The sequence below is a fragment of the Marinobacter sp. 1_MG-2023 genome (assembly GCF_030549045.1).
In the GTDB taxonomy this organism is placed as follows: domain Bacteria; phylum Pseudomonadota; class Gammaproteobacteria; order Pseudomonadales; family Oleiphilaceae; genus Marinobacter.
Map to the genome: position 1 here is coordinate 316,504 of NZ_JAUOST010000001.1, position 26,622 is coordinate 343,125.

27 protein-coding genes are annotated in these 26,622 nt (G+C 55.3%); 12 read left to right on the forward strand and 15 right to left on the reverse strand.

Annotated elements, in window-relative coordinates; translation table 11 throughout:
- Window positions 1-107: 107 nt before the first annotated feature.
- Complete coding sequence (locus Q4606_RS01475) at window positions 108-848, reverse strand: glutathione S-transferase family protein (protein ID WP_303606450.1); 741 nt, start codon at window positions 846-848, stop codon at window positions 108-110.
- Between the two features lie 175 nt (window positions 849-1,023).
- On the opposite strand from Q4606_RS01475, the gene Q4606_RS01480 reads away from it, so the two are divergent.
- Complete coding sequence (locus Q4606_RS01480) at window positions 1,024-2,001, forward strand: META domain-containing protein (RefSeq protein ID WP_303594595.1); 978 nt, start codon at window positions 1,024-1,026, stop codon at window positions 1,999-2,001.
- On the opposite strand, the gene Q4606_RS01485 is transcribed toward Q4606_RS01480, so the two are convergent.
- From Q4606_RS01485 to Q4606_RS01500, 4 genes are all read right to left on the reverse strand, one after another.
- Window positions 1,971-2,810: an ABC transporter substrate-binding protein gene (locus tag Q4606_RS01485; RefSeq protein WP_303606451.1), complete on the reverse strand. Its 840-nt coding sequence runs from the start codon at window positions 2,808-2,810 to the stop codon at window positions 1,971-1,973. The two genes, Q4606_RS01480 and Q4606_RS01485, sit on opposite strands and share 31 nt — an antisense overlap.
- A 109-nt stretch (window positions 2,811-2,919) precedes the next feature.
- Window positions 2,920-3,978, reverse strand: coding sequence for an ATP-binding cassette domain-containing protein (locus Q4606_RS01490; RefSeq protein WP_303606452.1), 1,059 nt, complete (start codon window positions 3,976-3,978; stop codon window positions 2,920-2,922).
- Between the two features lie 9 nt (window positions 3,979-3,987).
- Window positions 3,988-5,022, reverse strand: coding sequence for a proline/glycine betaine ABC transporter permease (locus Q4606_RS01495; RefSeq protein WP_303606453.1), 1,035 nt, complete (start codon window positions 5,020-5,022; stop codon window positions 3,988-3,990).
- Between the two features lie 118 nt (window positions 5,023-5,140).
- Window positions 5,141-6,112, reverse strand: a complete 972-nt coding sequence (locus Q4606_RS01500; protein WP_303606454.1) for an ABC transporter substrate-binding protein — start codon at window positions 6,110-6,112, stop codon at window positions 5,141-5,143.
- A 341-nt stretch (window positions 6,113-6,453) separates the two neighbouring features.
- Here Q4606_RS01500 and Q4606_RS01505 point away from each other — a divergent pair, with 341 nt between their 5' ends.
- Complete coding sequence (locus Q4606_RS01505; protein ID WP_303594586.1) at window positions 6,454-7,071, forward strand: glutathione S-transferase family protein; 618 nt, start codon at window positions 6,454-6,456, stop codon at window positions 7,069-7,071.
- 41 nt (window positions 7,072-7,112) lie between these two features.
- Here Q4606_RS01505 and Q4606_RS01510 read toward each other — a convergent pair whose 3' ends face one another.
- Window positions 7,113-8,276, reverse strand: coding sequence for a GGDEF domain-containing protein (locus Q4606_RS01510; protein WP_303606455.1), 1,164 nt, complete (start codon window positions 8,274-8,276; stop codon window positions 7,113-7,115).
- A gap of 95 nt (window positions 8,277-8,371) precedes the next feature.
- On the opposite strand from Q4606_RS01510, the gene Q4606_RS01515 reads away from it, so the two are divergent.
- Window positions 8,372-8,980 carry a DUF4202 domain-containing protein gene (locus tag Q4606_RS01515; protein WP_303594584.1) on the forward strand — a complete coding sequence of 203 codons (609 nt, stop codon included), beginning with the start codon at window positions 8,372-8,374 and terminating at the stop codon, window positions 8,978-8,980.
- Window positions 8,981-9,025: 45 nt separating this feature from the next.
- Here Q4606_RS01515 and trpC read toward each other — a convergent pair whose 3' ends face one another.
- The 6 genes from trpC to rpe all read right to left on the reverse strand — a co-directional run bounded on the left by trpC (window position 9,026) and on the right by rpe (window position 14,784).
- Window positions 9,026-9,841: an indole-3-glycerol phosphate synthase TrpC gene (gene trpC / locus Q4606_RS01520; protein WP_303606456.1), complete on the reverse strand. Its 816-nt coding sequence runs from the start codon at window positions 9,839-9,841 to the stop codon at window positions 9,026-9,028.
- Between the two features lie 181 nt (window positions 9,842-10,022).
- The gene (trpD, locus tag Q4606_RS01525) at window positions 10,023-11,051 is read right to left on the reverse strand and encodes an anthranilate phosphoribosyltransferase (RefSeq protein ID WP_303594582.1); all 1,029 of its coding nucleotides are present in this window, start codon (window positions 11,049-11,051) and stop codon (window positions 10,023-10,025) included.
- A 13-nt stretch (window positions 11,052-11,064) separates the two neighbouring features.
- Window positions 11,065-11,646 (reverse strand): aminodeoxychorismate/anthranilate synthase component II, encoded by a 582-nt coding sequence (locus Q4606_RS01530; protein WP_303594581.1) that lies wholly within the window; start codon window positions 11,644-11,646, stop codon window positions 11,065-11,067.
- A gap of 15 nt (window positions 11,647-11,661) precedes the next feature.
- Window positions 11,662-13,149, reverse strand: coding sequence for an anthranilate synthase component I (trpE, locus tag Q4606_RS01535; RefSeq protein WP_303594579.1), 1,488 nt, complete (start codon window positions 13,147-13,149; stop codon window positions 11,662-11,664).
- A gap of 247 nt (window positions 13,150-13,396) precedes the next feature.
- Window positions 13,397-14,086, reverse strand: a complete 690-nt coding sequence (locus Q4606_RS01540) for a phosphoglycolate phosphatase (RefSeq protein WP_303594578.1) — start codon at window positions 14,084-14,086, stop codon at window positions 13,397-13,399.
- Window positions 14,083-14,784, reverse strand: coding sequence for a ribulose-phosphate 3-epimerase (gene rpe, locus Q4606_RS01545; protein ID WP_303594576.1), 702 nt, complete (start codon window positions 14,782-14,784; stop codon window positions 14,083-14,085). Before rpe ends, Q4606_RS01540 begins: the two co-directional genes overlap by 4 nt.
- Here rpe and Q4606_RS01550 point away from each other — a divergent pair.
- The gene (locus Q4606_RS01550) at window positions 14,683-15,822 is read left to right on the forward strand and encodes a DUF3530 family protein (RefSeq protein ID WP_303606457.1); all 1,140 of its coding nucleotides are present in this window, start codon (window positions 14,683-14,685) and stop codon (window positions 15,820-15,822) included. The two genes, rpe and Q4606_RS01550, sit on opposite strands and share 102 nt — an antisense overlap.
- A gap of 3 nt (window positions 15,823-15,825) precedes the next feature.
- Here the strand turns inward: Q4606_RS01550 and Q4606_RS01555 are convergent, their stop codons facing one another.
- Genes Q4606_RS01555 through Q4606_RS01565 form a run of 3 tightly spaced genes read right to left on the reverse strand, consistent with a single transcriptional unit; the run spans window position 15,826 to window position 18,330 of the window.
- Window positions 15,826-16,575 (reverse strand): molecular chaperone DjlA, encoded by a 750-nt coding sequence (locus Q4606_RS01555; protein WP_303606458.1) that lies wholly within the window; start codon window positions 16,573-16,575, stop codon window positions 15,826-15,828.
- Between the two features lie 4 nt (window positions 16,576-16,579).
- On the reverse strand, window positions 16,580-17,287 hold the full coding sequence (murU, locus tag Q4606_RS01560; protein WP_303606459.1) for an N-acetylmuramate alpha-1-phosphate uridylyltransferase MurU: 708 nt from the start codon (window positions 17,285-17,287) through the stop codon (window positions 16,580-16,582).
- Window positions 17,284-18,330, reverse strand: a complete 1,047-nt coding sequence (locus Q4606_RS01565; protein WP_303606460.1) for an aminoglycoside phosphotransferase family protein — start codon at window positions 18,328-18,330, stop codon at window positions 17,284-17,286. The genes murU and Q4606_RS01565 overlap by 4 nt, the downstream gene beginning before the upstream one ends.
- Before the next feature lie 355 nt (window positions 18,331-18,685).
- On the opposite strand from Q4606_RS01565, the gene Q4606_RS01570 reads away from it, so the two are divergent.
- From Q4606_RS01570 to Q4606_RS01605, 8 genes are all read left to right on the forward strand, one after another.
- A complete protein-coding gene (locus Q4606_RS01570; protein WP_303606994.1) occupies window positions 18,686-20,995 on the forward strand; it encodes an LPS-assembly protein LptD in 2,310 nt (769 codons plus the stop codon).
- A 96-nt stretch (window positions 20,996-21,091) separates the two neighbouring features.
- Window positions 21,092-22,447, forward strand: a complete 1,356-nt coding sequence (locus Q4606_RS01575) for a peptidylprolyl isomerase (RefSeq protein ID WP_303594567.1) — start codon at window positions 21,092-21,094, stop codon at window positions 22,445-22,447.
- Window positions 22,447-23,454: a 4-hydroxythreonine-4-phosphate dehydrogenase PdxA gene (pdxA, locus tag Q4606_RS01580; protein WP_303606461.1), complete on the forward strand. Its 1,008-nt coding sequence runs from the start codon at window positions 22,447-22,449 to the stop codon at window positions 23,452-23,454. The genes Q4606_RS01575 and pdxA overlap by 1 nt, the downstream gene beginning before the upstream one ends.
- Complete coding sequence (gene rsmA / locus Q4606_RS01585) at window positions 23,455-24,282, forward strand: 16S rRNA (adenine(1518)-N(6)/adenine(1519)-N(6))-dimethyltransferase RsmA (RefSeq protein WP_303594563.1); 828 nt, start codon at window positions 23,455-23,457, stop codon at window positions 24,280-24,282.
- The gene (locus tag Q4606_RS01590) at window positions 24,275-25,075 is read left to right on the forward strand and encodes a symmetrical bis(5'-nucleosyl)-tetraphosphatase (RefSeq protein ID WP_303606462.1); all 801 of its coding nucleotides are present in this window, start codon (window positions 24,275-24,277) and stop codon (window positions 25,073-25,075) included. The genes rsmA and Q4606_RS01590 overlap by 8 nt, the downstream gene beginning before the upstream one ends.
- A gap of 28 nt (window positions 25,076-25,103) precedes the next feature.
- Window positions 25,104-25,493: a DUF423 domain-containing protein gene (locus tag Q4606_RS01595; protein WP_303606995.1), complete on the forward strand. Its 390-nt coding sequence runs from the start codon at window positions 25,104-25,106 to the stop codon at window positions 25,491-25,493.
- 7 nt (window positions 25,494-25,500) lie between these two features.
- On the forward strand, window positions 25,501-25,701 hold the full coding sequence (thiS, locus tag Q4606_RS01600) for a sulfur carrier protein ThiS (protein ID WP_303594559.1): 201 nt from the start codon (window positions 25,501-25,503) through the stop codon (window positions 25,699-25,701).
- An 84-nt stretch (window positions 25,702-25,785) separates the two neighbouring features.
- Entirely contained in the window at window positions 25,786-26,595 is an 810-nt protein-coding gene (locus Q4606_RS01605; RefSeq protein ID WP_303594557.1) for a thiazole synthase, read from the forward strand.
- Window positions 26,596-26,622: the final 27 nt, after the last annotated feature.

The following is a 26,622-nucleotide window of genomic DNA, read 5'->3' on the forward strand; positions in this document are numbered from 1 at the left end:
GTGGGGATGGTATCCCGTTAGCCTGTCCTGGGTGAAGTCACGCCACAGCCCTGCCATCCACTCGAATCTGCACCGTGGGTTCCAGGGCGAAAACAGCGTGTTGGGGGCTACCGGTAATTTTGGTAGACCTTGCCAAGCACCTGCAGTTGTGGCTGCCAATCGGTGAGCCAGGCCTTAATTTCTCCGGGTATTCGGGCTGGCTTGGGCCAGGGTACCGGGTAAGCCTCTGGTTGGAACAGCGGTGCAAAAAGCGCCGCGGCTGCCAGATCTGCGCGGGAGAACGAGTCACCCGCCAGAAAGGGCTGCTGGCTGTAGGCTTCGGCCAGCTCGGTAAGCAGGCTTTCCAGCACTTCTCTGGATTCTTCGGCGGTTTTTTCGTTGATCTTCATCCACTTCCGCATAACCTCGTTTACCCGGCTAAATGCGAGGCTGAGCAGTATTCGATTGTAAAAGGGCGTGCCGGCAGCCAGTAAGGGCACTACGACTTTCGGGCGTTGCAGGAAATGATGATACGAATAACAGCGGACAGCGGGCCCGGCTTCTTCATCCATACGTTTTTCCCATGCCAGTGCCTGGGCTCTTGCTGGTTCCTCTATCGGAGTGAGCGGCTTGTCGGGAAAGGTTCTGTCAAGGTAGTCCAGAATGTTGGACGACCCCTGAATAATCTCACCATCATGCTCTAGCACTGGTACAGACGCGCCCCCGCCTTTGGTGAGCTTTTGCATGGTTTTTATGTGCTGCCCCGGCAGCAGGTTCGTGGTTTCGTAGCTGAGGTTCTTGTAGTCCAGCGCCCAGCGGACTTTCTCGCAGTAGTGGGATATGGCGAACTGGTAAAGCCTGAGAGCCATGCTGTGCCTCCTTATTGATAGCCTTCAGCATAACCCTGAGCTAAGTGGATAAAAAGCAGCATGGCCGTATGAGTTGCGTAATTTTAATATCGGTGCGGCACCAACCATTGGTTTTAATTGAGGCTTGTCTATAAGATTCCGACATACATTCACGTGATTACCTTGGGGTGAGTCCATGTCTTTTCAGCGGATCCTGATAACGTCTGTTGTCGTCACTGGCGGGCTATTTCTCTCTGCTTGCGCTACCGGGCCAGATACCCCGGTGGTTTCAGAAAGCTACCAGTGTGGTCAGCTGGATGTCGTTACCACTACTCTGGGAGAGGGCGACCAACTTGCTGTTGATTACCTGGGCAACCGTCTCTTGCTGAATCAGACTGTGAGCGCCTCCGGTGCGCGCTATCAGGCGCAGGATGACGATGAGACCTATTTCTGGAGCAAGGGCGAGCGGGCGTTGTTCAATGTAAAAGGGCAGAGCTATCCTGAGTGTTTGCAGGCCGGAGCCTTGGAACTGCCGTTTGAGGCAACCGGTAATGAACCCTTTTGGCATGTGCGTGTAGCACATCAGCAGTTGGTGTTGAACCGTCTCGATGATACTTCCGAGCCTGAGGTGATTGCAGTCGAAACCACTGCCGCTAACCATCATGGCCGGGAATTCCGTGGTGAGCTGGATGGCCAGGAGTTGACGCTCAAAGTGGCTCGTCAGTTATGTGAAGATACTATGTCGGGCTCCCAGTTTCCGGCACAGGTTCGCCTTGAGTTGAACGGCGAAGTTTACGAGGGTTGTGGTGGCGATCCGCAACGCCTGTTTCGGGGCGTGGAATGGATTGTGGAAGATCTGGCAGGCGCTGGCATTATTGACAGCTCCCGTATGACCGTCGAATTCCTTGATGAGAACCGTCTCGCAGGCCGGGCTTCCTGTAATCGCTACGGGGGGCAATATAAGCTTACCGCTGAGGGCGTCAGCTTCAGTTCTTTGTTTTCAACGAGAATGGCTTGTGCGCCGGCTTTGATGAATCAGGAGCAGCGTTTTCTGGAGCTGATGGCAGATGTGAAACAGGCATCAATCGGCCAGCATGGCGAACTGGTGCTGACAACGTCCGGTGGCGAAAAAATCAAGGCGTTTCAGTCAACGGAAAACAAGGGCAATCCGTAGCTGGCCATAATGTCACCAAGCTGCCCTGATTTTCGCATTGCTCTGGTGCCATCCGATAGCACCCTGGCCAGCTCGGCAGCGTCCGGGTTGGCTGGGGAAAACGCGATAAAGACAGGAGCCTGGTATACCTCGCCAGCATCGCGTGGCGGCGGCAGGTCGCTTTGGGCTTGTAATGCCCAGCTCATGACAAGCTCATCCTCCAGATAAATATCTGCCCGGTGTTGATCAAGCAGGCTGATGGCGCGGTTGAGCGGCGCTGGGCCGGACAATATCCAGACGCGATTCTGGTCGTTCAGGTTACGCGCGATGTAAGCATCGAGTTCCGGGGAGTAGAAGTAGCCATTAATCGCAAGCAGCGTTTGGCCTTGCAGGGAGGCTATGCCCGTGTACGCCCACCGGCTCGCAGCATTGGTATAAAAATGTGTTCGAGATAGGCCGATCGGCTCCTGGGGGAAAACAAAGTCAGGAGCATCTCCTGTAAACGCCACGGCCACTGCATCTATGTGGCCTTCTCTGGCCAGTTGAATGGCCCGGGCCCAGCTTACATTGAGGTATTTGATTTTGTATCCGGCTAAAGCGAAGACCTCCCTCGCCACGTCTATGGAATAGCCTTCGCGGGCAGATTCAGCAAGGCAGTTATAGGGGCACCAGGAGTCACCGGCAATAACAATGGTAAACTTGTCCCGACTTGCGGCCTGGGCATTATCCGATAGACCAGTTACTTGTGCAGGATTCTCGGCAGGCTGCTCCGTTGGTGGTGAGCAACCGGCGAGGCCAAGGAACAATGCAATCAGGATCGTTCGGAGCATGGTTGAAGCCGCATGAATGAAGCTGTATTAGTCTTGCCAGGGTGCTACAAAGGCGAGCGTGCACTGAGATATTAGCTCACGCTCGGATCTTTGTATTGGCTGTGCCTCATTAATTCTTGCTGGCATTGCTCGCGGTGGAAGCGTTTGTTGGAACCAGCGCGCGAGTCAGCTCTTTCATACTGAGGCTGCCTACAGCCTCGCCGTTGCGAACCACCCTGAATGTGAGGTTCGTATCGCCACCTGAGCGGGAGAGCACTGCTTCCAGATTGTCTTTCTCGGAAACGTCCCCTGCGTAGTCGGTATCCTCATCAATGTTGCGGCTCATGACAGAACGAACCCGAAGCACTCGTGCGCGATTTATATCGTTTATGAATGCAACGATATAGGGGTCATTTGGATGGAGCAGAATGTCCTGCGGGTCCCCCTGCTGAACCACTTCGCCATCTTTGAGAATCACCAAGTGATCTGACAGCTTCAGTGCTTCGTCCAGATCGTGCGTGATGAACACAATGGTTTTTTGCAATTCATCCTGCAGTTCCAGCAACAAATCCTGCATGTCGGACCGGATCAGCGGGTCCAGCGCAGAGAAGGCTTCATCCATCAGCATGATAGGGGAGTTAGATACCAGCGCACGCGCGATACCGACCCTCTGTTGCATGCCACCGGATAACTGATGCGGGTACTGGTTTTCATTGCCCTCAAGCCCCACCCGAGCAAGCCATTTTACCGCTTCCTTCTCAAAGTCCGCGACGGTGGAGCCGCGGATATTGAGAGCCATGCCGGCGTTCTCGAGCACGGTTTTGTGCGGCAGCAACGCGAATTTCTGGAACACCATCGACATTTGTTCGCGTCGCAGCTGGCGCAGTTCCTCTTCATTCAGCTCCAGAACATCTTTGCCATTGAGCCGGATTTCTCCAGCGGTCGGCTCAATCAGGCGGTTGAGATGCCGAATCAGTGTTGATTTTCCAGAGCCCGAAAGCCCCATGATGACAGTGATCTTGCCATCGAGGATATCCACGTTGATATCTCTCAGCCCCAGAACATGGTTTTGCTGGTCCAGAAGATCAGCCTTGTTCATGCCCCGTTTTACATACTCGAGGGCCACATCTGGCGTTGGCCCGAAAATTTTGTAAAGGTTTTTGATCGAAATCTTAATATCGTTCGCCACGTTCTGTCCTCACTGCTTTTGGGAGGCATTGATGCGTGCCAGAGAAGCCTTGGTTACGCGGTCAAGAATGACGGCCAGAATCACAATGCCGAGGCCGGAAACCAGGCCGACACCAAGCTCCAGATTGCGGATCCCGCGAAGTACCAGAACACCCAGCCCGGGGGCCGAAACCAGGGATGCGATTACGACCATGGCAAGGCTCATCATAATGGTCTGGTTTACACCGGCCATAATGTTAGGCAGCGCAAGCGGGATCTGAACCTTGAACAGTTTTTGCCTTGGCGTCATGCCGAAGGCGTCTGCCGCTTCAATGACATCCTTATCGACCAGCCGGATGCCAAGGTTGGTCAGTCGCACCACGGGTACTATGGCATAGAGAATGATGGCGATGCCGTAGAGCTTGGACTCGGTTACGCTGAACAGGAATATCAGCGGAATCAGGTACACAAATGGCGGTAAGGTCTGCAGCATGTCGAGCACCGGAATCATTATCCGTTGCAAGGTGTTACTCCGGGCCATGGCGATACCTATAGGTACTCCAAGCAGGACACAAAGAAAGGCGCAGACAAAAATGATGGCGAGAGTCTGCATGGCGTATTCGTAGTAATCAATAAATGCCAACAGACCAATGCTGACGCCCACGAACAGCACCAGCTTCCAGGATTTGGTGACCACAAAAACAATCGCTAGCATGAGCGGGATGACAATCCACCAAGGCATGTTCAGCATGCCGTAGAGGGCGCTATCCAGAAACCAGCTCAGCGGCTGGGTCAGTGGGTCAAGCACCAGGCTGAGATTGTCTTTTATTGCAAGAAAACCCTGTTCCAGACCTTTGGTGAGTTCCCGCGATTGCGGGAAGGCGGCGCAGGATTCATTGAGCGTGTCCATGGACGGGAAAGGAAGGTCCCACAGAGATTCCGGCTCTGCATCGCTGCCCTTGGTTTTGGCGAGCAGGTCAGCCATCGACATCGGGCCGTCTGATTTACCTTCCGCGCACCATTCTTTTAACCCCAGTGCCGAAAAAAGGGAATCGTAGGTTGCCATTAGTGTTCAGCCTCTTGTGCGCATGGGTGGCCATGCGCCATCGAAATCAGTTGCTATTACTATCGGGCGTGCCCGGGGCAGATCATTGTTGATGCTGCCCCGGGCCAGGGAGGGTCGATCAGTTTTCAAGAAGAGCTGCGAGCTTCTTCCTGGCGTCTTCGCTCAGCCAGTCGGACCATTCATCCCGGTTATTGCTCAGGAAATAGACGGCAGCTTCTTCGGCGGATGCATTGTTGGAGTCCATCCATGCCAGAAGTGAGCTCATGGTGTCCGTCTTGAAGGTCATGTTGCTGAGCATCTCGGTGACTTCCGGTTCACGCTCCTTGAAGTCGGTGGTAACAGAGGTAAGAACAGTCGCTGCGGGGAATTCGGATACACCCGGGTTGTCCGCGTTAGCAGTCTGATTCTTCTGGTGAACCTCTTGCTTGTACTCGCCCAGCTCCACTCGTGTCATATCGTATTTGCCCAGAGGCACGGTCGGACCCCAGTAGTAGCCAAACCAGGGCTCTTCATCCTGGACGGCGGACGCCATTGAAGAAGCGAGAGTCTCACCAGAGCCATGGTTAAAGACCTTGATGCCGGACTCTTCCAGGTCCAGAGCGCGAACCAGGTTGTCGTTGACAACTCTGCAGCCCCATCCGTCAGGGCAGTTGTTGAAACGCGCGCCCACCAACTCGGGGTTAGCCATCACGCCTTCGATAGTTTTTAGTTCAGGGTGTTTTTCTGCCAGATAGGTGGGAATCCACCAGCCTTCAACACCGCCGGGATCCAGCACTTTGGCTAGCCGTTCAATCTTGCCTTCTTCTTCAAGGCGCAGGTAGGCCTCGCCAGCTGAGTTCAGCCACAATTCGGTGACAATGTCCGGCTCGCCGTTTTCCGCAACAGACGTTACAGCAGGCACTGTGTCTGAGGGTATAACCGACACATCGCAGCCATAACCCTGTTCCATAATAAATTTGGCTACGTTGGTGACCACTGTATTGGAGGCCCAGTTCATTTCTGTGATGGATACTTCACCACAGGTGTTGGCCTGTGCCATGGCGGGCACTGATAGCGCACATAGCAGTGCGGCTGACGTAAGCTTTCGCATAGTCACTTCTCCGTTCGAGGGTTGGTGAATTCTGGTATCAGTGGTTTTGCTGGTTTTTGTAATACTGATATGAGGTAACCGGAAAAGGCTCTCTGGTTTGCAGTGTTCTGGTAGTACTGTAAATAGGGCAAAACGGCTTATCTCGGTTAACGCTTAACTTTTAGCATAAGGATCCTGAGCTGAGTTACAAGGTTTTAACGAAAATGGGCCGTTTTTGCAGACGTATCGAGATAGCTTTTGGGGCTTCTGCCGAGTTGCTTGACGCAACCCTTTTTTCGGGCCAGTCTCTTTGGGTTGTTACCTTGAGCCATCCTGAATTATCTGGAACGGAGCTGATAAAAATGAAGATTTTCGAAACAAAAACCGCACCGAATCCTCGACGCGTACGCATGTTCATGGCAGAGAAAGGCTTGCTTGAGAAGGCCGAATTCATAGAAATTGACCTGCAGAAAGGTGAGAACCTTACGCCGGAGTACAAAGCACGTAACCCGATGAAAAAAGTACCGGTTATGGAGCTGGATGACGGAACCTGTATCTCAGAGACCATGGCCATCTGCCGCTACTTCGAAGAAAACTACCCCGAAGCCCCCACACTTCTGGGAGATACTCCGGTAGAGAAAGCTTTGATCGAGCAATGGGTCAGGTGGGTCGAGTTCTACTTCTTTATGCCGACAGGCATGTGCTTTCAGCATACCAGCGGTTATTTCAAAGATCGGATGAATCCCATCAAAGAGTGGGGCGAGGATTGCGGAAAGAGCGTCACCAAATTCATGGCGTTTCTCGATAATCACCTTGCCGATCGGGACTACATTTGTTGCGATCGCTTTACTGCTGCTGACATCAATGCATTTACAACGGTTGCGTTCGCACGGGTAGTAAGTATTCGCATCCACCCTGAACATACGAACCTTCAGGCATGGTATGACCGCATCAAGGCGCGGCCATCGGCGCAGGTCTGATCATAAAGATGGATTGGTATCCCGGTCACTGGATTGATGCGCTATATGCCCTGGTGAGCTGGTAAAGCATGCTCGGAGAGTGGTGGCGCGATAGCCTCTGTTCGGTTACGGCCACCGTCTTTTGCCTTATAGAGAGCCTCGTCAGCCCGTTTGATGGCGTTTTCAATGTCGTTTCGCCCCCGGCAACTGGTGACTCCAAGGCTGATGGTCTGGGGTATCAGGTGTTCGCCGGCATGCATGGGCTGTTCGGCGATTGCGACGCGGAGTTTTTCAGCCAGATGTATGGCGCCTTCCAAGTCGGTTTCCGGCAACAGAATCAGAACTTCCTCGCCACCCCATCGGCATAGAACGTCCTGAGCTCGCATGTGACTGTTCAGCTTTCGTGCAGTTTCTTTCAGCACGGCATCGCCAATATCGTGCCCGTAACGATCATTCACTCGTTTGAATCGGTCGAGATCCCCGAGAATCAGGCTGTGTGTAGTGCCGTAGCGTTGCGCACGGGAATGCTCTTGTTCCAGCAAGGTATGCATGGCCCTGCGATTCAGAAGCCCGGTCAGTTGGTCGGTGGTTGCCTGCTCCCGGAGCTGCTGGCGGGCCAGAAACTCACCCTCCCGAAGTTGCCTCAATGCCTCGCTTGTCACCATGCCAATGATCATCATGACCAGGGGGTCAAACAAGAAGGGCAGCAGTTCTGAGAGTACCAGGCCCTGCGTCCGGGCCACCAGCGCAAAGACTGTCAAGGGCAGTGCGAACATTAGCCACCACTCTCTTGAGCCTCGTACCGAAAGAATGGCTACCCCGAAAAAGCTTATAACCATGCCGTTGGTTATCTGATAGGTATCGGCTGTTCGTCCGTTATAGTGAATCAGAAACAGTCCAAGTATCATGACCATTACTGAAACCCCCATGCCTCTGAGTAGGTGGCGGTTCTGGCACAAGGGTTTGCTGGCGTAGTGGGAGAGCAAAGTTAATGAAGCGGCGAGCAGAACTGGTATCCGGAGACAAAACTCCGTTAACCAGAGGTCCGGGTGGTGCGCAAGACGCAGTTCATGGGAGAACTGATAGAAGATCACGGTGACCAGAAGTACCCAGGCCGCAATAACGGCGACTTGCCCCTCTACAGTCCGTATGTATTCCTCATAGGCGGGCAGCCATTTGGGTGGTACCTTTTTGTTTGGCGGTTTGAGGCCTGAAAATCTCAACATGCTCTTAATCCGGCTGCCAGTAGTTATAATCATCAGTCAATATGACCCCAGACACAATAACCCTTGAAGGTAATTGTGTCGCAAAAGGAGACAGTATGAAGTGTGCATCTGTGAAATGTGCTCTGGATGCGATCGACAGTGCAAATCGCGCAGATCCCAATATGGCGATTATGGCCGATGAGCACTTGCCCAGAGAGTACGTTTATAGCCTGCACATGACACGATGGTTGTATGAGCTGGAGCCTGCGCCTTCGGAGCGGATGCAGATCGCCTGTCGTGCACAGCATCTCGAGCGCTGGAAAATGCCCCGCAGCGATTACCCGGAAGGCAGGAAGTCCTATTATGAATGGCGTCAGGCCTGTGGGCGAATGCATGGCCGCAGGGCGGCCGAAATTATGGCGGACTGCGGATATCCAGAAAGTGAATGCAAGCGGGTAGAGGTGATTCTGACCAAGCGAGAGCTGCGCAAAGACGCGGACACCCAGCTGCTCGAAGATGTTGCCTGCATGGTGTTCCTGGAAAAATACTTTGCACAGTTCTATGCCGATAACGCGGAGTACGAGCGGGAGAAGTGGCTGAGGATCGTGCGTCGCACCTGGGGTAAAATGTCGCCCCGCGCCCATGAGCAGGCGCTGGCGTTGTCGTCAAAGCTGCCAGAGCATTTGCAGCTGTTGATGCAAGAGGCTCTGACGGATCCCGCCTGACCTGCGCAGGCCTTGGCTTTATGTCTGATTTTGCCCAAGGTTAAGTTAGCTGGGGAAAAAGAGTTCCTGCAACTTCTCTCCGGGATTTGCTGCGCGCATAAAGGATTCGCCCACTAGAAAACCGTAGATGCCCCGGCCTGTCATGGCTTCCACGTCGGCACGGCTCATGATGCCGCTTTCGGTAATCGCCATGCGCTCTGGACCTATGCGTTGGTGCAAGTTAAAAGTGGTGTCCAGAGAAACGTCGAAGCTGTGCAGGTCGCGGTTATTGATGCCCACCAAGGGTGTGCTCAGCGTTAATGCTTCGTCCATTTCTTCGCTATTGTGCACTTCTACCAGTACGTCCATACCTGTTTCGTGTGCTATGCCTTCCAGTTCCTGCATCTGGTCTTTGGTAAGGCAGGCGGCAATCAGGAGTATGCAGTCGGCGCCGATAGTGCGCGCTTCATAGACCTGATAGGGCGCTACCATAAAGTCCTTGCGGATAACCGGCAGGCTGCAGGCATTGCGTGCAGCAATCAGGTAGTCCTCATGGCCCTGGAAGAAATCGTGGTCAGTAAGCACTGACAAGCAAGCAGCGCCACCCTCCTCGTAGCTTTCAGCGATTTTGGCGGGCTCAAAGGGGTCGCGGAGTATGCCTTTACTGGGTGAGGCTTTTTTAATTTCGGCAATGACAGCGGGCGTGCCGGCTTCGATGCGTTGGCGCAGAGCATTGGTGAAGCCGCGGGTGCCGGGCTGATCGCCGGATTTGGCTTTCAGATCGTCCAGGCTTGTTGTGCGTTTGCGAGTGTCTATTTCTTCCCACTTTCTTTCTACGATTTTACGCAGGATGGTGGGGGTTTTATCGTTTTGCTTAGCCATTTTGGGATTTAGTCCGTGCCTGAACACGCCGTTGATCGCCTCTCAAAACACGCCCGTGAATACGTCCATGTAGGGCTTGGCTGCAGCCGTCCTTGGCTGCAGACAGTTTTGAGAGGCGATCAACGGCATGCTCTCAAAGTTTGGTGGAGCCTGCTTACAGCGTAAAGCAGAATTCCGTAGCTCAAAAACAGTGTGAAAAGTCTGCTAGTTCTGCGAGTTTTCCAGCCGCAAGGCCAGAGCCCATGGCATCGAGGGCCATTTCCACGCCTGCTTTAGCGGTTGGCGCCAGGCCGGATACGTAAATAGCTGCGCCTGCGTTGAGAGCGATCAGGTCCCGGGCTTTTTCCGCCATGTCATCGTGGCCGCGGCCGAAGGCGGCTTTGATCAGATTCAGGGAGTCTTCGGCATTGTTTACAGACAAGCCTACAAGGCTCTGGCTTTTAATACCCAGGTCTTCTGGGGTGATGTCATATTCGGTGATCTCGCCATTTTTAAGTTCAGCTACATGAGTGGCGCTGGCGAGGCTGATTTCGTCGAGACCATCGTTGGATGCTACTACCATGATGTGTTCAGAGCCGAGTTTTTGCAGCACTTCTGCCATAGGGCGGCAGAGGGCTTTACTGAAAACACCCAGGAGCTGGCGTTTAACGCCAGCAGGATTGGTCATGGGGCCGAGAATGTTGAAAAGGGTACGGCAACCCATTTCCTTGCGTGGGCCTACGGCGTGCTTCATGGCGCCGTGATGGGCCGGGGCAAACATGAAGCCGACTCCAATCTGCTCTACGCAGCGGGCGACCTGTTCCGGCGTCAGGTTGAGGTTGATGCCGGCCTGTTCAATCAGGTCGGCGCTGCCGCTTTTGGAGGAAACCGCACGGTTACCATGCTTGGCCACAAAGCCGCCAGCCGCTGCAACCACAAAAGCCGAGGCTGAAGAAACGTTGAACAGGTTGGAGCCATCGCCGCCAGTGCCTACGATATCGACCAATGGTTCGGCTTTAATGGTTACGCCGGAAACCAGTTCGCGCATGACCTCCACGGCACCGGTGATTTCGTCAACGGTTTCGCTTTTGATGCGCAGGCCCATGAGCAGGGCACCGATCTGAGCGTCGGTCGCCTCGCCGTTCATGACAATGCGCATCACACTTTTCATTTCTTCCCGGGACATGTCCAGGTTTTCGGCCACCCGGTTAAGTGCGTCTTTCATGTTCATTGGTCTTGCCTTTTTATTGGGTTCGCAGGAAGTTGCGCAGCAGTTCGTGGCCCTGTTCGCTCATGATCGATTCCGGGTGGAACTGTACCCCTTCGATGGCCAGGGTCTTGTGGCGCACGCCCATGATTTCTTCCACACTGCCGTCGCTGTTGCGAGTCCAGGCGGTCATTTCCAGGCATTCGGGCAAGCTGGCTTGTTCAATTACCAGGCTATGGTATCGGGTGGCCTGCAAGGGATTGCTGAGGCCGCGGAACACCCCCGTGTCGTTGTGGAAAACGGGAGACACTTTGCCATGCATGACGCGCCCGGCACGTATGATATTACCGCCGAAAACCTGGCCAATGGCCTGGTGGCCAAGGCAGATGCCCAGGATGGGGATCTTGCCTGCAAAGTGCCGGATAACTTCTGTGGAAACTCCGGCCTCCTTCGGTGTGCAGGGCCCGGGTGAAATCACGAGCCGCTCCGGGTTCAGGGCTTCGATCTGTTCCACAGTGATTTCGTCGTTGCGGTGCACCTGAACGTCGGCGCCCAGTTCCGCGAGATACTGCACCACGTTGTAGGTGAAGGAATCGTAGTTGTCGATCATTAATAGCATGATGTTCCCCTCGCCTCAGTGGTCAAAATCGTTATAGGTCATGGCCACTGCGCGGAAGATAGCGCGGCCCTTGTTCATGGTTTCCTTCCACTCAAGTCGAGGCACCGAGTCGGCGACGATACCCGCACCAGCCTGTATGTGCAGCGTTTTGTCTTTGATAACGGCGGTCCGAATGGCGATAGCTGTGTCCATGTTGCCATTGAACGAGAGGTAACCAACCGCACCACCATAAACGCCACGTTTTACCGGTTCCAGTTCGTCAATGATTTCCATGGCCCGGGTTTTCGGAGCGCCACTCAGGGTGCCGGCCGGCAGGGTGGCTTTCAGTACGTCGAGACAGCTGGTGCCGTCTTTCACCCGGCCGGTTACGTTAGACACTATGTGCATTACGTGGGAGTACCGCTCGACGGCCATTTTTTCGGTCAGCCGCACGGTGCCGGTTTCGGATACGCGGCCTGCGTCGTTGCGGCCCAGGTCAATAAGCATAAGGTGCTCGGCGATCTCTTTCGGATCGGCCAGCAGCTCGGCTTCCAGTGCACGGTCTTCTGCCTCGGTAGCGCCGCGCTTGCGGGTTCCGGCGATAGGGCGGACGGTAACTTCGCGGTCTTCCATGCGCGCCAGAATTTCCGGCGACGAGCCAACGATGTGGAAATCGTCCAGGTCCAGGTAATACATGTAGGGAGACGGGTTGAGTACTCGGAGCGAGCGGTACAGGTTCAGCGGTGGGGCTTCGAAGGGGATCGACATACGCTGGGAGATGACGGTTTGCATCACGTCACCGTCCAACACGTAGTCTTTGATTTTATCGACAGCAGCTTCGAATTTTTCCTGGCTGAAGCCCGACACAAATTCGCTTTCATCTACCGTTTTGCCGCGCAGGTGCGCCGGGGTTTGCGGAGCGTTGGCGGTTTGCCGGTGCAGTTGTTGTTCGAGCTCGTCGAGTCTTCGCTGGGCCTGTTCGTAACCCCCCTCGTCGGTGGGGTCGACGTGTACTATCAGGTGCAGTTTGCCGCGCAAGTTGTCGAACACAACCAGTTCATTGGATACCATCAATAATATATCGGGCGTGCCAATGCGATCAGGAGGGCAGGTGGCTGCAAGGCGTTTTTCGATGTAGCGCACTGTGTCGTAGCCGAAATAACCCACCAGGCCGCCATTGAAGCGCGGGAGCTCCTCGAGGTCTGGGGCGTTAAAGCGTTCCTGGTAGCCTGCAACAAAGGCCAGCGGGTCGTCCACTTCCGCGGTTTCCACAAGTTCTCCGTGCTGGCGGATCTCTACGCGATGGTCGTAGACTTTCAGCACTTCCTGACTGGGCAGGCCAATAATGGAATACCGGCCCCATTTTTCACCGCCTTGTACCGACTCAAACAGATACGAGTATGGTCCACTGGCCAGTTTGAGGTAGGTGCTCAAAGGGGTGTCCATGTCCGCTAGAACTTCACGGTACACGGGGATTCGGTTGAAGCCAGCCTGTGCCAGCTTGCGGAATTGTTCGAAGGTCATGGTCGGGTTTCCTGAAATCTGATCTGCGTTACGGCCGGCCCATGTTAATGCTGGCGGGCTTTGTCGGGTGGTGGCATCAAGCGGGCAAGCGCTCACTTTCTACCGGGCTGAGTATTTTCAGCCGGTACGCCATCGCCACCATCGCGTTGCGCGGGTTATGAGGATGCCTCGCGCTCTAGTCAGATTCAGTCCCTGCACGGCAGGAATCTCCCGAAGTTAAAAGATTGAAAGTCCAAGGCCTGAGAGGTTACAAAAGCTCGCTCAGGGAATCAACCACAGCGTCTGCACCCAGTGTCTGCACTGAGCGCCCAAAGTTGTAGCCATAAGTCACTGCTACACAGGGAATGCCTGCGGACTGAGCAGCACTGACGTCTGCTGCCGAGTCACCGATCATCACAGTAGTGCCTCGGCTACCCTGAAGCGCCTCCATGGCATGCAGCAGTGGTGCGGGATCCGGCTTTTTCGTACTCAGCGTATCGCCCCCGACCACCAGCTGAAAATAGTGTTCCAACCCCAGCTGTTTCAGCAGGGGACCAACAAACTGTTCCGGCTTGTTGGTCACAACGGCCATTCGACAGCCTCGCGCGCGGAGTGTCTCAAGGCAAGTTTCAACCCCTGGGTAGACCGCGGCACGCTGGCCGTTGAGTTGACGGTAGTTGTTGAAAAACAATTCCAGAGCATCATTAAATAGAGCGTCGTCTGCCGCATTCGCTGGCTCCCAGTCGACTCTGCCCGCGAGTGCGCGCCGCAGTAGAATCGGGGAGCCGTGGCCAACCCATTGGCGCACCTGTTCAATGCCGGCCGGTTTGCGCCCCAACTGTTCAAGGGTGCGATCAACCGCAGCGGCAAGATCTGGGGCACTGTCCACCAAGGTGCCATCAAGGTCAAACAAGGCAACCCCTGGCCAGCGATCGTTGAACAGGCCGGCCAGACTCACTGGTCCGAAACCTTGTGGCCCAATGCGGTGCGGGCCTGTTCCAGTTCCAGGCGCATGGCTTCAATGGTGGCTTTGTAATCGCTTGTATTAAAAATGGCTGAACCGGCAACAAAGGTGTCCGCGCCGGCTTCGGCAATTTGACGGATGTTGTCGGTTTTTACACCCCCATCGATTTCCAGCCGGATGTTGTAGTTGCTGGCGTCGATGCGGCTGCGGGCTTCCCTTAACTTATCGAGGGTGCCGGGGATGAATTTCTGGCCGCCGAAACCGGGGTTAACCGACATCATCAGAACCATGTCGAGCTTGTCCATTACATGGTCCATGTGGTGCAGGGGGGTGGCCGGGTTGAACACCAGGCCTGCCTTGCAGCCGCCCTCGCGAATCAGCTGTAGGGAGCGGTCGATGTGCTGGGAGGCCTCAGGGTGGAAGGTGATGTAGCTGGCACCAGCGTCAATGAACATGCGAATCAGGTCATCCACCGGGGATACCATCAGGTGCACGTCTATGGGCGCGGTAACGCCATGCTTGCGCAGCGCTTCACACACCATCGGTCCGATGGTCAGGTTAGGGACATAATGGTTGTCCATCACGTCAAAATGCACCACGTCTGCACCGGCGGCCAGAACGTTATCGACTTCTTCGCCCAGGCGAGCAAAGTCAGCAGACAGAATAGATGGGGCAATCAGGTAAGGATTCATCACGGTTCTCGCAAACAATTGGCAGCCATTGATAATAGTGACAGTCTAACAGCTCGAGAGTGCTTTTTCGTAGCCAGAGGAGCAGGAACTGTGCGCCGATTGAGAACAATAGCCCAAAGTCGTGGCTGCAAGAACCTAAGTAATTACCTGTTGGCCCTGACTCTGATATGTGGCGGAATGCCAGCCCTTGCAGAGGAAACGGCGGCTCCCGAGGCGCCAGATCAGGCCGAATCCGGGGAAGTGCGTGGCATCGTCTCCTCCGGGCCGGGTGAGCGGGGGTTGAGCCTGAGGTTCCCGGATTCCGCACTCTGGCTCGATCGCGAGGACGGGGGCCGCACACTGGCGCTTTTCTGGCCAGAAACGGAAACCCCCGCAAGGGGGGCACTGATTATTCTGGCCGATGAAGGCGAAAACGCAGAGTCGGGTCTGACGGGGGCTCTGGCCCGTGAGCTGACGCACCGAAAGTTTGCAGTACTTGCTCTGGGGCTGGGACCACCGCGGGGAGTGCTGGAGCGCATCCTGGAACGTCAGCGCCTGGCGCCTTTGGCAGAACCTGAAGACCCGAACCCGGGTGCCTCAAGTCCGACTACGATCGATGTATTGGCGCCGGAAGCTGTAGATGAATTGGAGGCCGACTACCGGGCGCGCATTATTCAAGAGCTTGTGGCCGGAGCTGCGGAGCTCAGAAAGCGTGAATATGAGCTCATGGCTGTGATCGGGATAGGTCGGGGTAGCAATCATGCTGTGTCTTTTGCGGTGGATCAGGAGCCCCCTTCAGCTCTGATCTGGGTCGGCCCGAAGTTTTATCCTCGCGATGGCAGTCAGTTGGCTGAAACGCTGGCGACAGCTTCTTTGCCGCGCATTCTGGAGCTCTCCTCAAGCGATGAAGGCGAGCAGCGCAAAGCTGATCTGGCGCGAGCAGGGGTGGAGAGCTTCAGTCTCCAGTCTGTGGGGTCGAGGGCTTCTTTTCTGCCGCGAAACGGAAAGGCTCTTGCTGGCAGGATATCTGCCTGGCTCAAAGCGGACTCGCGACAATAACGGCTAGTGATGTCGCCGGATAAGTTCCCAGGCTTGCTGGTAACGCAGAAGACGGTCCTTTGCCAGAGCGCGTTCGGCTGGGGTGAGCTCCTGCTGCGCCAGCTTGTCGGGGTGGCACTCGGAAACCTTTTTGCGGTAGGCGCGCTTGATTGTTGCGACTGGATCCCGCCTTGTCACGCCCAGCAGAGCGCATGCCTGCTCGAGAGTTACCGGCTTTGACACTGCCTCACTGAGGTCGCCCCACGCCTGGGTGGCGTAGCTGTCAAAGATGTCTTCGCTGATGGAGACCGGCATGCCGATCTGGTCGATGGTGTCTTCACAGCGATAGCGTCGGGGTTTGAGGGGGCGGCCCTTGAGCTGCGCCGCGTGGCAGAGGCAGATGGCCATTTTCAGGGCCGGAGCAGGCCAGATGCGGTGGCTTAGTCTTAATGTGAGTCCGCTGAATGGCGGCAGTGTTTCGGATGCTTTGCCTTCCTGGAAACTGTGGATGGCTTTTCGTCTTTGCCGTTTTGAGAGCCTCAGCGCCGCCATGAGGTTTTCTGCAAAGCGGATGTCCTGCTCCGAAACCCGCCCATCTGCCTTGGCGATGTAACCAAGAAAGAAAAACAGCGGTCGACGACACCAGCGTGGCAGGCTGGTTTCGCCGATCAGTTTATGTGCCTGATGCCTGGAAGCAGCGAGTTTATGCAGAAGGCCTGAAAATGCAGCTTCCATTCGTGGCGGCAGAGCTGGTTGTGCAGAACGAGTCGCCATTATTCTAGGACTCCCGAGTCGCCAGGTACTGGTCTAACGCCCGTAAGCGTTCCGGGGTTCCCACGTCAATCCAGACACCCGGGTGATGCAGTCCTGCTACCCTGCCTTTACCCATGGCTCTGCGCAGCACGGGCCCGAGCTTGCCGGCCTGGTCAGTCAGCCCGTCAAACAGCCTGCGGTGCAGAAGGCTGATGCCGGTAAAGGTTAGGCTTTCACCGTCCTTTCCGGCGCACTCCTCAGAAAGCATGCCGTTGTCGTTAAGGCAAAAGTCGCCATGGCGATGGTGCGGGGGGTTATCTGCCAGCACCAGAACCGCATCGATGGCAGACAAGTCTGCAGCTGGGATTGACTGAAGACGGGTGAGATCGAAATCGGACCAGATGTCGCCGTTTATAACCATAAACCACTCGTCGCCACTGGCGGTGAGCAGGGGCAGTGCCCGGACAATGCCGCCCGCTGTCTCCAGTGGCTCACCTTCACGTGAGTAGTGCAGTGATAGCCCGAATCGCTCGCCGTTGCCCAGTGTGAACTCGATCTGCTCCCCAAGCCACGCATGGTTGATGACAACATCCTGGAAGTCGGCGCGGTGGAGGTGCTCCAGGTGGTGTTCAATAAGTGGTTTACCGCCAGCACTCAACAAGGGCTTGGGGGTTGTCAGGGTCAGTGGCCGCATACGCTCCCCTTTACCTGCGGCAAGAATCATCGCCTTCACTGTGCCAGATGCTCCTGATTCGGAATTGGGCCTATCAACGCTTCAATTCGCGGCACAGCCAAGGCTTTGAGCCAGTCATGGAAATGCATCAAGGCTGGCAGCCTTTTGCTGGCAGTAAGCAGGTAACCCACTGTACGGGGAATGTCCGCAAGGTAGCCCGATTTGCCATCGCGCATGGCAAGCCTGGCAAAAATACCTGCGGCTTTCAGGTGACGTTGCATGCCCATGAGTTCAAACCACTGGCGGAAAGTGTCGCTGTCGGCATGGTGCAACCCTGCTGCCAGAGCTTGTACGCGGAAGGTTTCCAGCCACGCGCTAATCCTATCTTCTGGCCATTGAATATAACAATCCTTAAGCAATGAAACTGCATCGTAGGTAACAGGGCCTGTTACCGCATCCTGAAAATCGATAACGCCAGGGCGAGAGCTTTTTTGCCGCACCAGCAGGTTTCGGGAATGGTAATCCCGATGCACGGTTACTTTGGGCTGAGCCAGCGCGCTCTCCCGGAGGAGCGCGAAGGTGGTATCAAGCATGGACTTCTCGATGTTATCGAGTTTCAGTTCCAGATAGCCTTCCAGCAGCCAGTCCCTGAATAGTGCCATTTCACGGTTCAGCAAAGCCGTGTCATAGGCTGGCAAAGAATAGTCAGGCGGTGCCGGCAACTGCTGGATAAGCACGAGTTCTTCCAGTGCACTCTGGTAAAGCGCGTTGGCAGTGTCCGGGTTGAGCTGTCCCAACATCAGCTGGTCGCCGAAATCTTCCAGTAACAGCAGGCCCCGTGCAGGATCTGCTTCGAAAATCTGCGGGACGGCAATGCCAGCCTGGTGCCAATGGCGGCCTATGCTGATAAAAGGCGCGCAGTCCTCTTGCTCCGGAGGTGAGTCCATAGCGATGAAAGAAGTGTTGCCATCATCGGCGCCTGTTTTGAAAATCCGGAAGTAGCGCCGGAAACTGGCGTCGCCGGAAACGGGCAAAACGTCGGTGTCCTCAAAGCCGGGAAACTGTCTGACCCAGCTGGTCAGCATTTGCAGGCGGTTATCCATAGCTAGGGCGATCATCCTGAGGTCATGAGTACATTGAGGAAAACATGAATGAGCCTTGGCGTTGTCCATAATTGGAGTTTATTCCAGAGGCTCCTCGGGATGGAGTATAAAGAGGGTAAAACGGTTTTGCAGCGGAGTTTCGTGTATCGGGCCCCGTTTTCGTTAACAAGCCTCAGGGGCACGTGTAAACTAGGCCGCTGTCATTTGTGTATTCGTGCCCCGTTGCGCTATCCACAGTTTTCCATGCACCCGGAACAGGAACCTTGCTACCGTGCCATTGTCCGACAGTTATCTGCAGGCGCAGAAGGGCATATCTCAGCGTCGGATTGCACGCCTGATTGCCGGTTTTGCACTGATGTCGGCGACCGGCCTTTCCTATGGCGAGGAAGCACCATCGGCTGCCGAACTGGATTGGCGGCCTAAAAGCCAGCTCCCGGAGTCTGTCAGGAACTCACTGCCGGTATTTTGCTCTGGAGGCTATTTGCCATCTGGCGGCGGAGAGGATGGTTCGGGTGTTTTCGGTGAAGGAATTGCTGGAGCTGACGAAGCAGTTCCCCTGCAGGTTAGTGGCCTGAATGCCCGTTATGAGATTGATCGGGAGCTATATCTTCAGGGCGATGTGCGTCTTCGTCAGGGTAACTTTCAGGTGACGGGTACAGAGGCCCGTTACAATCAGAGCCTCGGGCAGGTATCGATTCAGGGCCCTCTGGTCAGCCGTGGTCAGGGGTTTTTGCTAACCGGGGATCGCGCCGAATACAGCGTGGACTCAGGGCAATTCGATATCAATACCGCTACCTTCCTGTTGCATGGCCCGGAAATGCGAGGCAGGGCCGGAGCCCTCTCCCGCGTGGATGAGTCCAGGGTGGAAATACGTGATGGCATGCTCACCACCTGCGGGCCGCAGCAAAATGACTGGGCTATTGTTGCGTCTGATATCGAACTGGACCAGGCCGGTGGTTTCGGAACTGCCAAGCATGTTCGCTTCGAAATTCTGGATGTGCCGGTGTTTTACTGGCCTTACGCCAGCTTTCCCATTGATGATCGCCGCAAGAGCGGCTTTCTGTATCCGGAGTTTGGTTCTTCGAGTGCTGGCAGTGGGGCGTTTCTCGCGACCCCCTATTACCTGAATCTGGCGCCCCATTACGATGCCACGATCACACCACAGTACATTCATGGTCGCGGCCTGTTTAATGAGGTTGAAGGCCGTTATCTCAGTAGCGTCGGACAGACAACGCTTCAGGTGGGTTATATAGATAACGACTCTGCCTATGCAGATGAGAACCCCGGTGAATCCGGTCAGCGCTGGGCGCTGGATGCCTCCACCCGCGCGACCTTCGGCAGTGGCTGGAACGGCTATGGTGATTATTCCGTAGTCAGTGACAACGACTATCTCAGTGACCTGAATCGGAGTCTGGAGATTAGTCAGACTAGCCACCTGCAGCGCCGTGGTGGGGTGCGTTACCAAACAGCTAACCAGTATTTCGATGCTTACCTCAATGATTACCAAACGATCAGCGACAGCATTGCTGATGAAGACAAGCCTTACGCACAATTACCGCAAATCGTTTATGCAGGAACAGCTGAGGCTGGCTGGCTGGAGGCAGGCCTGGAAAGCGAGTATGCCTGGTTCTACCGCGAAAATGACTCCTTGACCGGTCTTGATAAAGCCAATGGCCAGCGCTTCCGTGCACGCCCCGAGCTGGCACTGCCGATGCGCGCGCTCTGGGGCTTCAGCCGTCCGTCGTTAAGCCTGGATTACACGCGTTACGATTTGGAGGACTACAGTGCCGGGGACGGAGAGTTTGATCGTACGGTTCCTGTCGTAGAATGGGATAATGGCTTGTATTTCGATCGCCGCTCGAGTCTGTTCGATGTGCCCTACAACCAGACACTGGAACCCCGGCTTTATTACGCCTGGGCCGATGCGGATGCAGACCAGAACGATATTCCGGCGTTTGATACTGCCTTCGAGAGTTTCAGTTTTGACCAATTGTTTCAGCCCGACCGTTTTGTAGGGGGCGACCGGGTCGGTAATACCAACCAGTTGACGGTGGCCCTGACCAGTCGGTTCAATGATCTGGTTACAGGGGCCGAGAGAGCACGCTTCAGTGTTGGTCAGGTTCAGTATTTTGAAGATCGCGAGGTGACGCTGTTTGGTGAAGGCGCAAGTAATCTCAGCAGATCACCCTTGGCGGGTGAGGTTGTGCTTAACCCGCTACAGAATCTTCAAATCCGCTCTACCGGGCTCTGGGATCCGGAGACGGGGGATACGGAAGAGGGTCGGAGCCAGTTGATCTTCCACTCGCAGGACTACAGGTATCTGGCGAGTATTGGCCATACTTATAGCCGGGATGAGTTGGAACAGTCGGATATTGCGGCGGTTATCCCGGCAACGGACCGTGTTAGTCTGATCGGCCGCTGGGTATATGATTCGGATCTGGACCGCACGGTTGGCTCCCTTGCCGGTATTGAATACAACAATTGCTGCTGGAGTGTTCAGGTGGTTCACCAGAATTACTTCACCGATGATCAGGAACTGGAAAGCCGCATATTGTTCCAGATTCAGCTAAAAGGCCTGGGTGGCAGCGGAGGTTCTTCGACATCGATCTCCGAGGCCATTTACGGTTTCGATGAACGTGAGCAACGCCGGTTTGGAACACCCTGACGGGGTTCCCGATTGGCTCTCTTGATTGTACCCCTGACGACAAAGGCGCCTTCCGGTACCCTGTTTGCAGGCTAATATCTTCATTAAGAGGTGATTATGAAGGCGACGCTTCGCCAAGGTTTACAGACACTGTTGATGTTATTGGCAGTGGTGCTTTCTTTTTCGGCCCAGGCTGAGCGCAAACTGCTCGACCAGGTGGTTGCCATTGTTGATGACGATGTGATCCTTCAGACCGAACTGGAAGCAAGAATCAACACCATTGTTGGACGACTCAGTGCCCAGGGCACGGGCCTGCCGCCACGCCGGCTCCTTGAAGAGCGTGTCCTGGAACAGTTGATCACCGAATCCGTTCAATTGCAGATGGCCGAAAAAATGGGGATGCGTATCAGCGATAATGAGCTGAACGAGACCCTGGTCAACATTGCCGAGCGCAATGACATGACACTGTCTGAATTTGAAGAACAGCTGGTTGTTGAGGGCGTAAGCTATCGCCAGGCCAGGGAGCAGATTCGCCAGGAGATGATCACCGGCCGGGTTCAGCAGCGCCAAGTGGGCGGCCGGGTCCGTGTGACGGATAGCGAAGTTGAGAACTATCTGCAGGCGCTGGAGTCTGGCGGCGGGAATGGTGCGGAATACCGGTTAGCCTATATTTTTATCGAGCCGGATAATCCCGCCGATGATGCGTCTGTGGACGCGACGCGCGAAAAAACAGAAGAGCTTCGCGCTGCCATTCTGAACGGCCGCGACTTTCGTGAGGTAGCCGTGGCGGAATCAGATGCCAGCAACGCACTTGAAGGGGGCGACATGGGTTGGCGCAGCGAGCGGCAGTTGCCATCCTTGGTTGCGCCGGTCGTGCCGGAGCTTGAAGTTGGCACACCTTCGGAGGTCCTTGAGAACAACAGCGGCTTCCATATGGTTATGGTGATGGACAAGCGCGGCGGTGCTCGGAAGGAGGTCATTCAGCAGAACCGTGTGCGCCATATTCTGATCCGGCCTTCTGAAGCTGTGACTGATACTGAAGCAGAAGCCACCATCCGGGAGATCTCTGACCAGATTCGGGGCGGGGCCGATTTCGCTGTCCTGGCTCGTGAATATTCTGATGACCCTGTGTCCGGTTCCGACGGCGGTAATCTCGGCTGGGTAAGCCCCGGGCAAATGGTGCCCGCGTTTGAACAGGCCATGCAAGAGGCCGAAGTCGGCGAAACCAAAGGGCCATTCCGGTCCCAGTTTGGCTGGCATATTCTTGAGGTTGAAGAGCGCCGGCAGAAAGATATAAGCAGCGATGTCGAAAAAGCCGAGGCCCGGCAGGCAATATATGGTCGCAAGTTCGAGACCGAACTGCAGAACTGGCTCCGGGAAATTCGTGATGAAGCTTTTGTTGAGTTCAAAGGTGAATATGCAACAGATGCCGCTGAAGATGAATCCGGTAGTGCGCAGGAAACTGCAGAATAATGAGTGACGGTGTTGTCCTGGCGCTAACCGCTGGCGAGCCTGCGGGCATAGGCCCCGAGCTCTGCCTGCAGCTCGCCATGGGTAAGCGTAATGTTGGTGTAGTGGTGATTGCGAGCCAGCAATTGCTGGAGGCAAGGGCCAGTTTGCTGGGCCTTGAGGTTAGGTTGCACCCCTGGACACCGGGCACTGAGCCAAGAAAGGATGCAGGTGAGCTTTCGGTATTACACGTTGAAGGTTGCGCTTCTCATCAAGCGGGAGGGCTGGATACTGCCAACAGCCGATATGTGCTGGAAACCCTGAAAGTTGCTGCAAGAGGTTGTCTTGACGGTGATTTTGACGGCATGGTTACGGCGCCGGTACACAAGGGCATCATCAATGATGCTGGTATCGAGTTCAGCGGCCATACCGAGTTTCTTCAGGAACTCTGCGGTGTGGAACGCGTGGTTATGATGCTGGCCACAGAAGAGTTACGGGTAGCTCTGGTCACCACCCATTTGCCCCTGAAAGACGTGCCCGCCGCTATTACACCCGAACGGCTGAGCCAGGTGGCTAGCATCCTGCATGCCGACCTGAAAACCTTTTTTGGCATTGAACAGCCAAGAATTCTTGTGGCTGGCCTGAACCCCCACGCAGGGGAAGGCGGCCATCTCGGCCGTGAAGAAATTGAGGTGATTGAGCCGACGCTTGATAAGCTTCGTGATAAAGGATTACAGCTGACCGGCCCCTTGCCGGCAGATACGCTGTTTACACCCCATTGGTTGAACGATGCCGATGCCGCCCTGGCCATGTATCATGATCAGGGCTTGCCGGTTCTCAAGTTTCAGGGCTTTGGTCGCGCGGTCAACATTACGCTTGGTTTGCCCATTGTGCGTACCTCCGTGGATCACGGCACAGCTCTGGACCTCGCTGGCACGGGTAAAGCCGATCCCGGTAGCCTGCAAACCGCCATTCGAGTGGGCGAGCAAATGGCTCGCTCCCTCAAATCCGCTAAAAAGAGAGAAACCTGAGTGAGTAAAAAAGCCGGCCATCAAGCCAGGAAGCGGTTTGGCCAGAATTTCCTGCAGGATCCAGGCGTTATCGAACGTATCATTCGGGCCATTCACCCGAAGCCGGACGATGCGATTGTAGAAATCGGCCCTGGCCTGGGAGCCATAACCGAGGAGATTCTGGCGGTCAATCCGAAGCTTCAGGTAGTGGAGTTGGACCGCGACCTCATCCCGGTACTGCGCACCAAGTTTTTCAATTATCCCGAATTTCATATTCACGAAGCGGACGCGCTTAAGTTTGATTTCAGCCAGCTCATGGATGGAAAGCCTTTGCGCATTATCGGGAACCTGCCTTACAACATTTCTACACCGCTGATTTTTCATCTGTTGTCTCAGACCGGCGTGGTGCAGGACATGCACTTCATGCTGCAGAAAGAAGTTGTGCAGCGGATGGCGGCAGTATCCGGGGACAATAATTACGGCCGGCTGGGCATCATGACCCAGTACTTCTGCAAGGTTCAGCCCTTATTTGAAGTGGGCCCCGGTGCGTTCCGGCCGGCTCCGAAAGTAGATTCCGCCATTGTGCGTCTCGTTCCTCATAAAGAGCTTCCGTATCCAGCGAAGGATCTTGGCACCTTGCAAGCGGTGGTAAGAACCGCGTTTAACGCTCGGCGCAAAACCCTACGCAAGGCGCTGGCCGGTATGATCTCAGTGGAACAGCTGCAGGCCCTCGGAATCAACGACGGCCTGCGCCCTGAAAACCTTAGTCTGGCGGACTTTGTAAGCATCGCTGACTTGCTCGTAGGCGAGAAGGGCGCTGATATAGCCGATGAGGCCAGTCATGACTGACTATGCGATTGGCGATATTCAGGGTTGTTATGATCGCTTGAGGGATGTTCTGGCGAAGGTGGACTTTTCGCCTTCCCGGGATCGACTCTGGGTTGCGGGTGATCTGATTAACCGGGGCCCGGCGTCCCTGAAAACCTTGCGATATATTGAAAGCCTGGGTGATTCGGCTGTGGTGGTTCTGGGCAACCACGATTTGCACCTTTTGGCAGTGGCTCTCGGTGGCCATGCGCCAAAACGCAAGGATACACTTGCAGAAATACTGAGTGCCCCTGATCGTGACAACCTGGTGAGTTGGCTGCGACAGCAGAACCTGTGTGTGTATGACTCTGAACGTGACATCATGATGGCCCATGCCGGGATGCCTCATATCTGGAGCGTTCAGCAGGCACTCGCCAATGCCCGGGAAGTGGAAGAGGTGATTCGCGGGGAAAACGCCTCGGAATACTTTGCGCTGATGTACGGGAACAAGCCTGAAGGCTGGAGCGACAATCTGACAGGTATGGACCGTTGGCGGGTCATCACCAACTACTTTACCCGGATGCGTTTTATTGCCAGCGATGGCAGGCTGGAACTCACAGCTAAAGAGTCGGCCGGCAATGCGCCAAAAGGTTTCGCCCCCTGGTTTGAGTTTCCTCGCACAGATGAGCTGCGTGTGGTCTTCGGGCATTGGGCAGCCATTGAGGGGAAGACCGGCTTCGACCGGTTTATTGGGCTGGATACCGGTTGTGTCTGGGGCGGAGCGCTTACGATGATGAACCTGGATACGGGAGAAAAAATTCATTGTGACTGCTGAATCCGTAAAGCCTCAGGCTCAGGTCTTTATGCGCCTGCCTCTGGTTACCGGTGCCTTATTTGCACTATTGGCCGTCATGTCCGGTGCCTTTGGGGCCCACGGGTTGCGACATGTTGTTAGTCAGCGCAGCCTGGAGGTGTTCCAGACAGCGGTTACCTATCAGATGTATCACGCCATCGCACTGGTGCTGGTCGCCCTGTTGTCCGGGCTTGGTCTTTCGCGTCGATTGCTGGGGCTTTCGGTCGGGTTCTTTTTTGCTGGCATCATACTGTTCAGTGGCAGTCTTTATGTACTGGTGCTGACCGACCTACGCTGGGTCGGCATGATCACGCCCGTTGGTGGCGTATGTTTCCTGGCCGGCTGGACGTTGATACTGACAGCTGGAATACGCGGGCAAGCGAACAGAGACAGGGGTTAGGAGAGATATGCAGGTACAAGTTAATGGTGAAGCCATGGAGCTTCCTGAAGGCGCCACGGTAGGAGCACTGGTGGAAAAAATGAGCCTCGTGGGCAAACGGCTGGCGGTGGAGGTAAACGAAGACATAGTACCTCGGAGCCAGCACACTGAATTTGCACTGAATAACGGCGATCGCGTTGAAGTGGTGCACGCGATCGGAGGTGGCTGAAGCCCCTCATGGCCAAGTGAAAACCTCATCCCGAAACGTCTATCAATAATTTACATCACTAGGTTTTACCAACCCGGAATTACTATGACCGACAAGCCAGAGATCCAGTTGCCCGAAGACAAACCTCTTGAAATCGCAGGCCGCACATACCAGTCACGGCTATTGGTTGGAACGGGCAAGTACCAAGATCTGACGGAAACCGGCCGCGCGATTGAAATGAGCGGCGCTGAAATGGTGACTGTCGCCGTTCGCCGTACCAACCTCGGGCAAAATCCCGACGAGCCAAACCTTCTGGATGTGATCTCCCCGGAACGCTACACCATTCTGCCTAATACGGCCGGCTGCTATACCGCTAAAGATGCTGTGCGAACCTGCAAGCTGGCGCGTGAGCTGCTTGACGGCCGCGATCTGGTCAAACTGGAGGTGTTGGGTGAACACAAAACCCTGTATCCGAACATGCCGGAAACCCTGGTGGCCGCTGAAGAACTGATCAAAGACGGTTTCAAGGTTATGGTCTATTGTTCCGACGATCCCCTGCTGGCGATGCGTCTTGAGGAAATGGGCTGCATCGCGATTATGCCACTGGGTGCCCCGATTGGCTCCGGCCTGGGTATCCAGAATCGCTACAATATCCGCCTGATCGTCGAAAACGCCAAGGTGCCCGTACTGGTGGATGCTGGCGTTGGCACGGCTTCCGATGCCACCATCGCGATGGAACTCGGCTGCGATGGCGTACTTATGAACACCGCCATTGCCCAAGCAAAAGACCCGATTAAAATGGCCAACGCCATGCGCCTGGCCATTGAAGCCGGGCGCGAAGCCTATCTGGCGGGGCGGATGCCTAAAAAGCTCTACGCGAGCGCGTCGTCGCCCCTCGATGGCACTTTCTTCTGATTCAGATTCTGATTAAGAGCGCTGCAG

Excerpts from the sequence above, each read along its gene's own strand:
- Q4606_RS01475 (WP_303606450.1), bottom strand. The coding sequence starts at position 848 with ATGGCTCTCAGGCTTTACCAGTTCGCCATATCCCACTACTGCGAGAAA.
- Q4606_RS01480 (WP_303594595.1), top strand. The coding sequence starts at position 1,024 with ATGTCTTTTCAGCGGATCCTGATAACGTCTGTTGTCGTCACTGGCGGG.
- Q4606_RS01485 (WP_303606451.1), bottom strand. The coding sequence starts at position 2,810 with ATGCTCCGAACGATCCTGATTGCATTGTTCCTTGGCCTCGCCGGTTGC.
- Q4606_RS01495 (WP_303606453.1), bottom strand. The coding sequence starts at position 5,022 with ATGGCAACCTACGATTCCCTTTTTTCGGCACTGGGGTTAAAAGAATGG.
- Q4606_RS01500 (WP_303606454.1), bottom strand. The coding sequence starts at position 6,112 with ATGCGAAAGCTTACGTCAGCCGCACTGCTATGTGCGCTATCAGTGCCC.
- Q4606_RS01505 (WP_303594586.1), top strand. The coding sequence starts at position 6,454 with ATGAAGATTTTCGAAACAAAAACCGCACCGAATCCTCGACGCGTACGC.
- Q4606_RS01510 (WP_303606455.1), bottom strand. The coding sequence starts at position 8,276 with ATGTTGAGATTTTCAGGCCTCAAACCGCCAAACAAAAAGGTACCACCC.
- Q4606_RS01515 (WP_303594584.1), top strand. The coding sequence starts at position 8,372 with ATGAAGTGTGCATCTGTGAAATGTGCTCTGGATGCGATCGACAGTGCA.
- trpC (WP_303606456.1), bottom strand. The coding sequence starts at position 9,841 with ATGGCTAAGCAAAACGATAAAACCCCCACCATCCTGCGTAAAATCGTA.
- trpD (WP_303594582.1), bottom strand. The coding sequence starts at position 11,051 with ATGAACATGAAAGACGCACTTAACCGGGTGGCCGAAAACCTGGACATG.
- Q4606_RS01530 (WP_303594581.1), bottom strand. The coding sequence starts at position 11,646 with ATGCTATTAATGATCGACAACTACGATTCCTTCACCTACAACGTGGTG.
- trpE (WP_303594579.1), bottom strand. The coding sequence starts at position 13,149 with ATGACCTTCGAACAATTCCGCAAGCTGGCACAGGCTGGCTTCAACCGA.
- Q4606_RS01550 (WP_303606457.1), top strand. The coding sequence starts at position 14,683 with ATGCACCACGTCTGCACCGGCGGCCAGAACGTTATCGACTTCTTCGCC.
- rpe (WP_303594576.1), bottom strand. The coding sequence starts at position 14,784 with ATGAATCCTTACCTGATTGCCCCATCTATTCTGTCTGCTGACTTTGCT.
- Q4606_RS01555 (WP_303606458.1), bottom strand. The coding sequence starts at position 16,575 with ATGGCGACTCGTTCTGCACAACCAGCTCTGCCGCCACGAATGGAAGCT.
- Q4606_RS01565 (WP_303606460.1), bottom strand. The coding sequence starts at position 18,330 with ATGGATAACCGCCTGCAAATGCTGACCAGCTGGGTCAGACAGTTTCCC.
- Q4606_RS01570 (WP_303606994.1), top strand. The coding sequence starts at position 18,686 with ATGTCGGCGACCGGCCTTTCCTATGGCGAGGAAGCACCATCGGCTGCC.
- Q4606_RS01575 (WP_303594567.1), top strand. The coding sequence starts at position 21,092 with ATGAAGGCGACGCTTCGCCAAGGTTTACAGACACTGTTGATGTTATTG.
- pdxA (WP_303606461.1), top strand. The coding sequence starts at position 22,447 with ATGAGTGACGGTGTTGTCCTGGCGCTAACCGCTGGCGAGCCTGCGGGC.
- Q4606_RS01590 (WP_303606462.1), top strand. The coding sequence starts at position 24,275 with ATGACTGACTATGCGATTGGCGATATTCAGGGTTGTTATGATCGCTTG.
- Q4606_RS01595 (WP_303606995.1), top strand. The coding sequence starts at position 25,104 with ATGCGCCTGCCTCTGGTTACCGGTGCCTTATTTGCACTATTGGCCGTC.
- thiS (WP_303594559.1), top strand. The coding sequence starts at position 25,501 with ATGCAGGTACAAGTTAATGGTGAAGCCATGGAGCTTCCTGAAGGCGCC.
- Q4606_RS01605 (WP_303594557.1), top strand. The coding sequence starts at position 25,786 with ATGACCGACAAGCCAGAGATCCAGTTGCCCGAAGACAAACCTCTTGAA.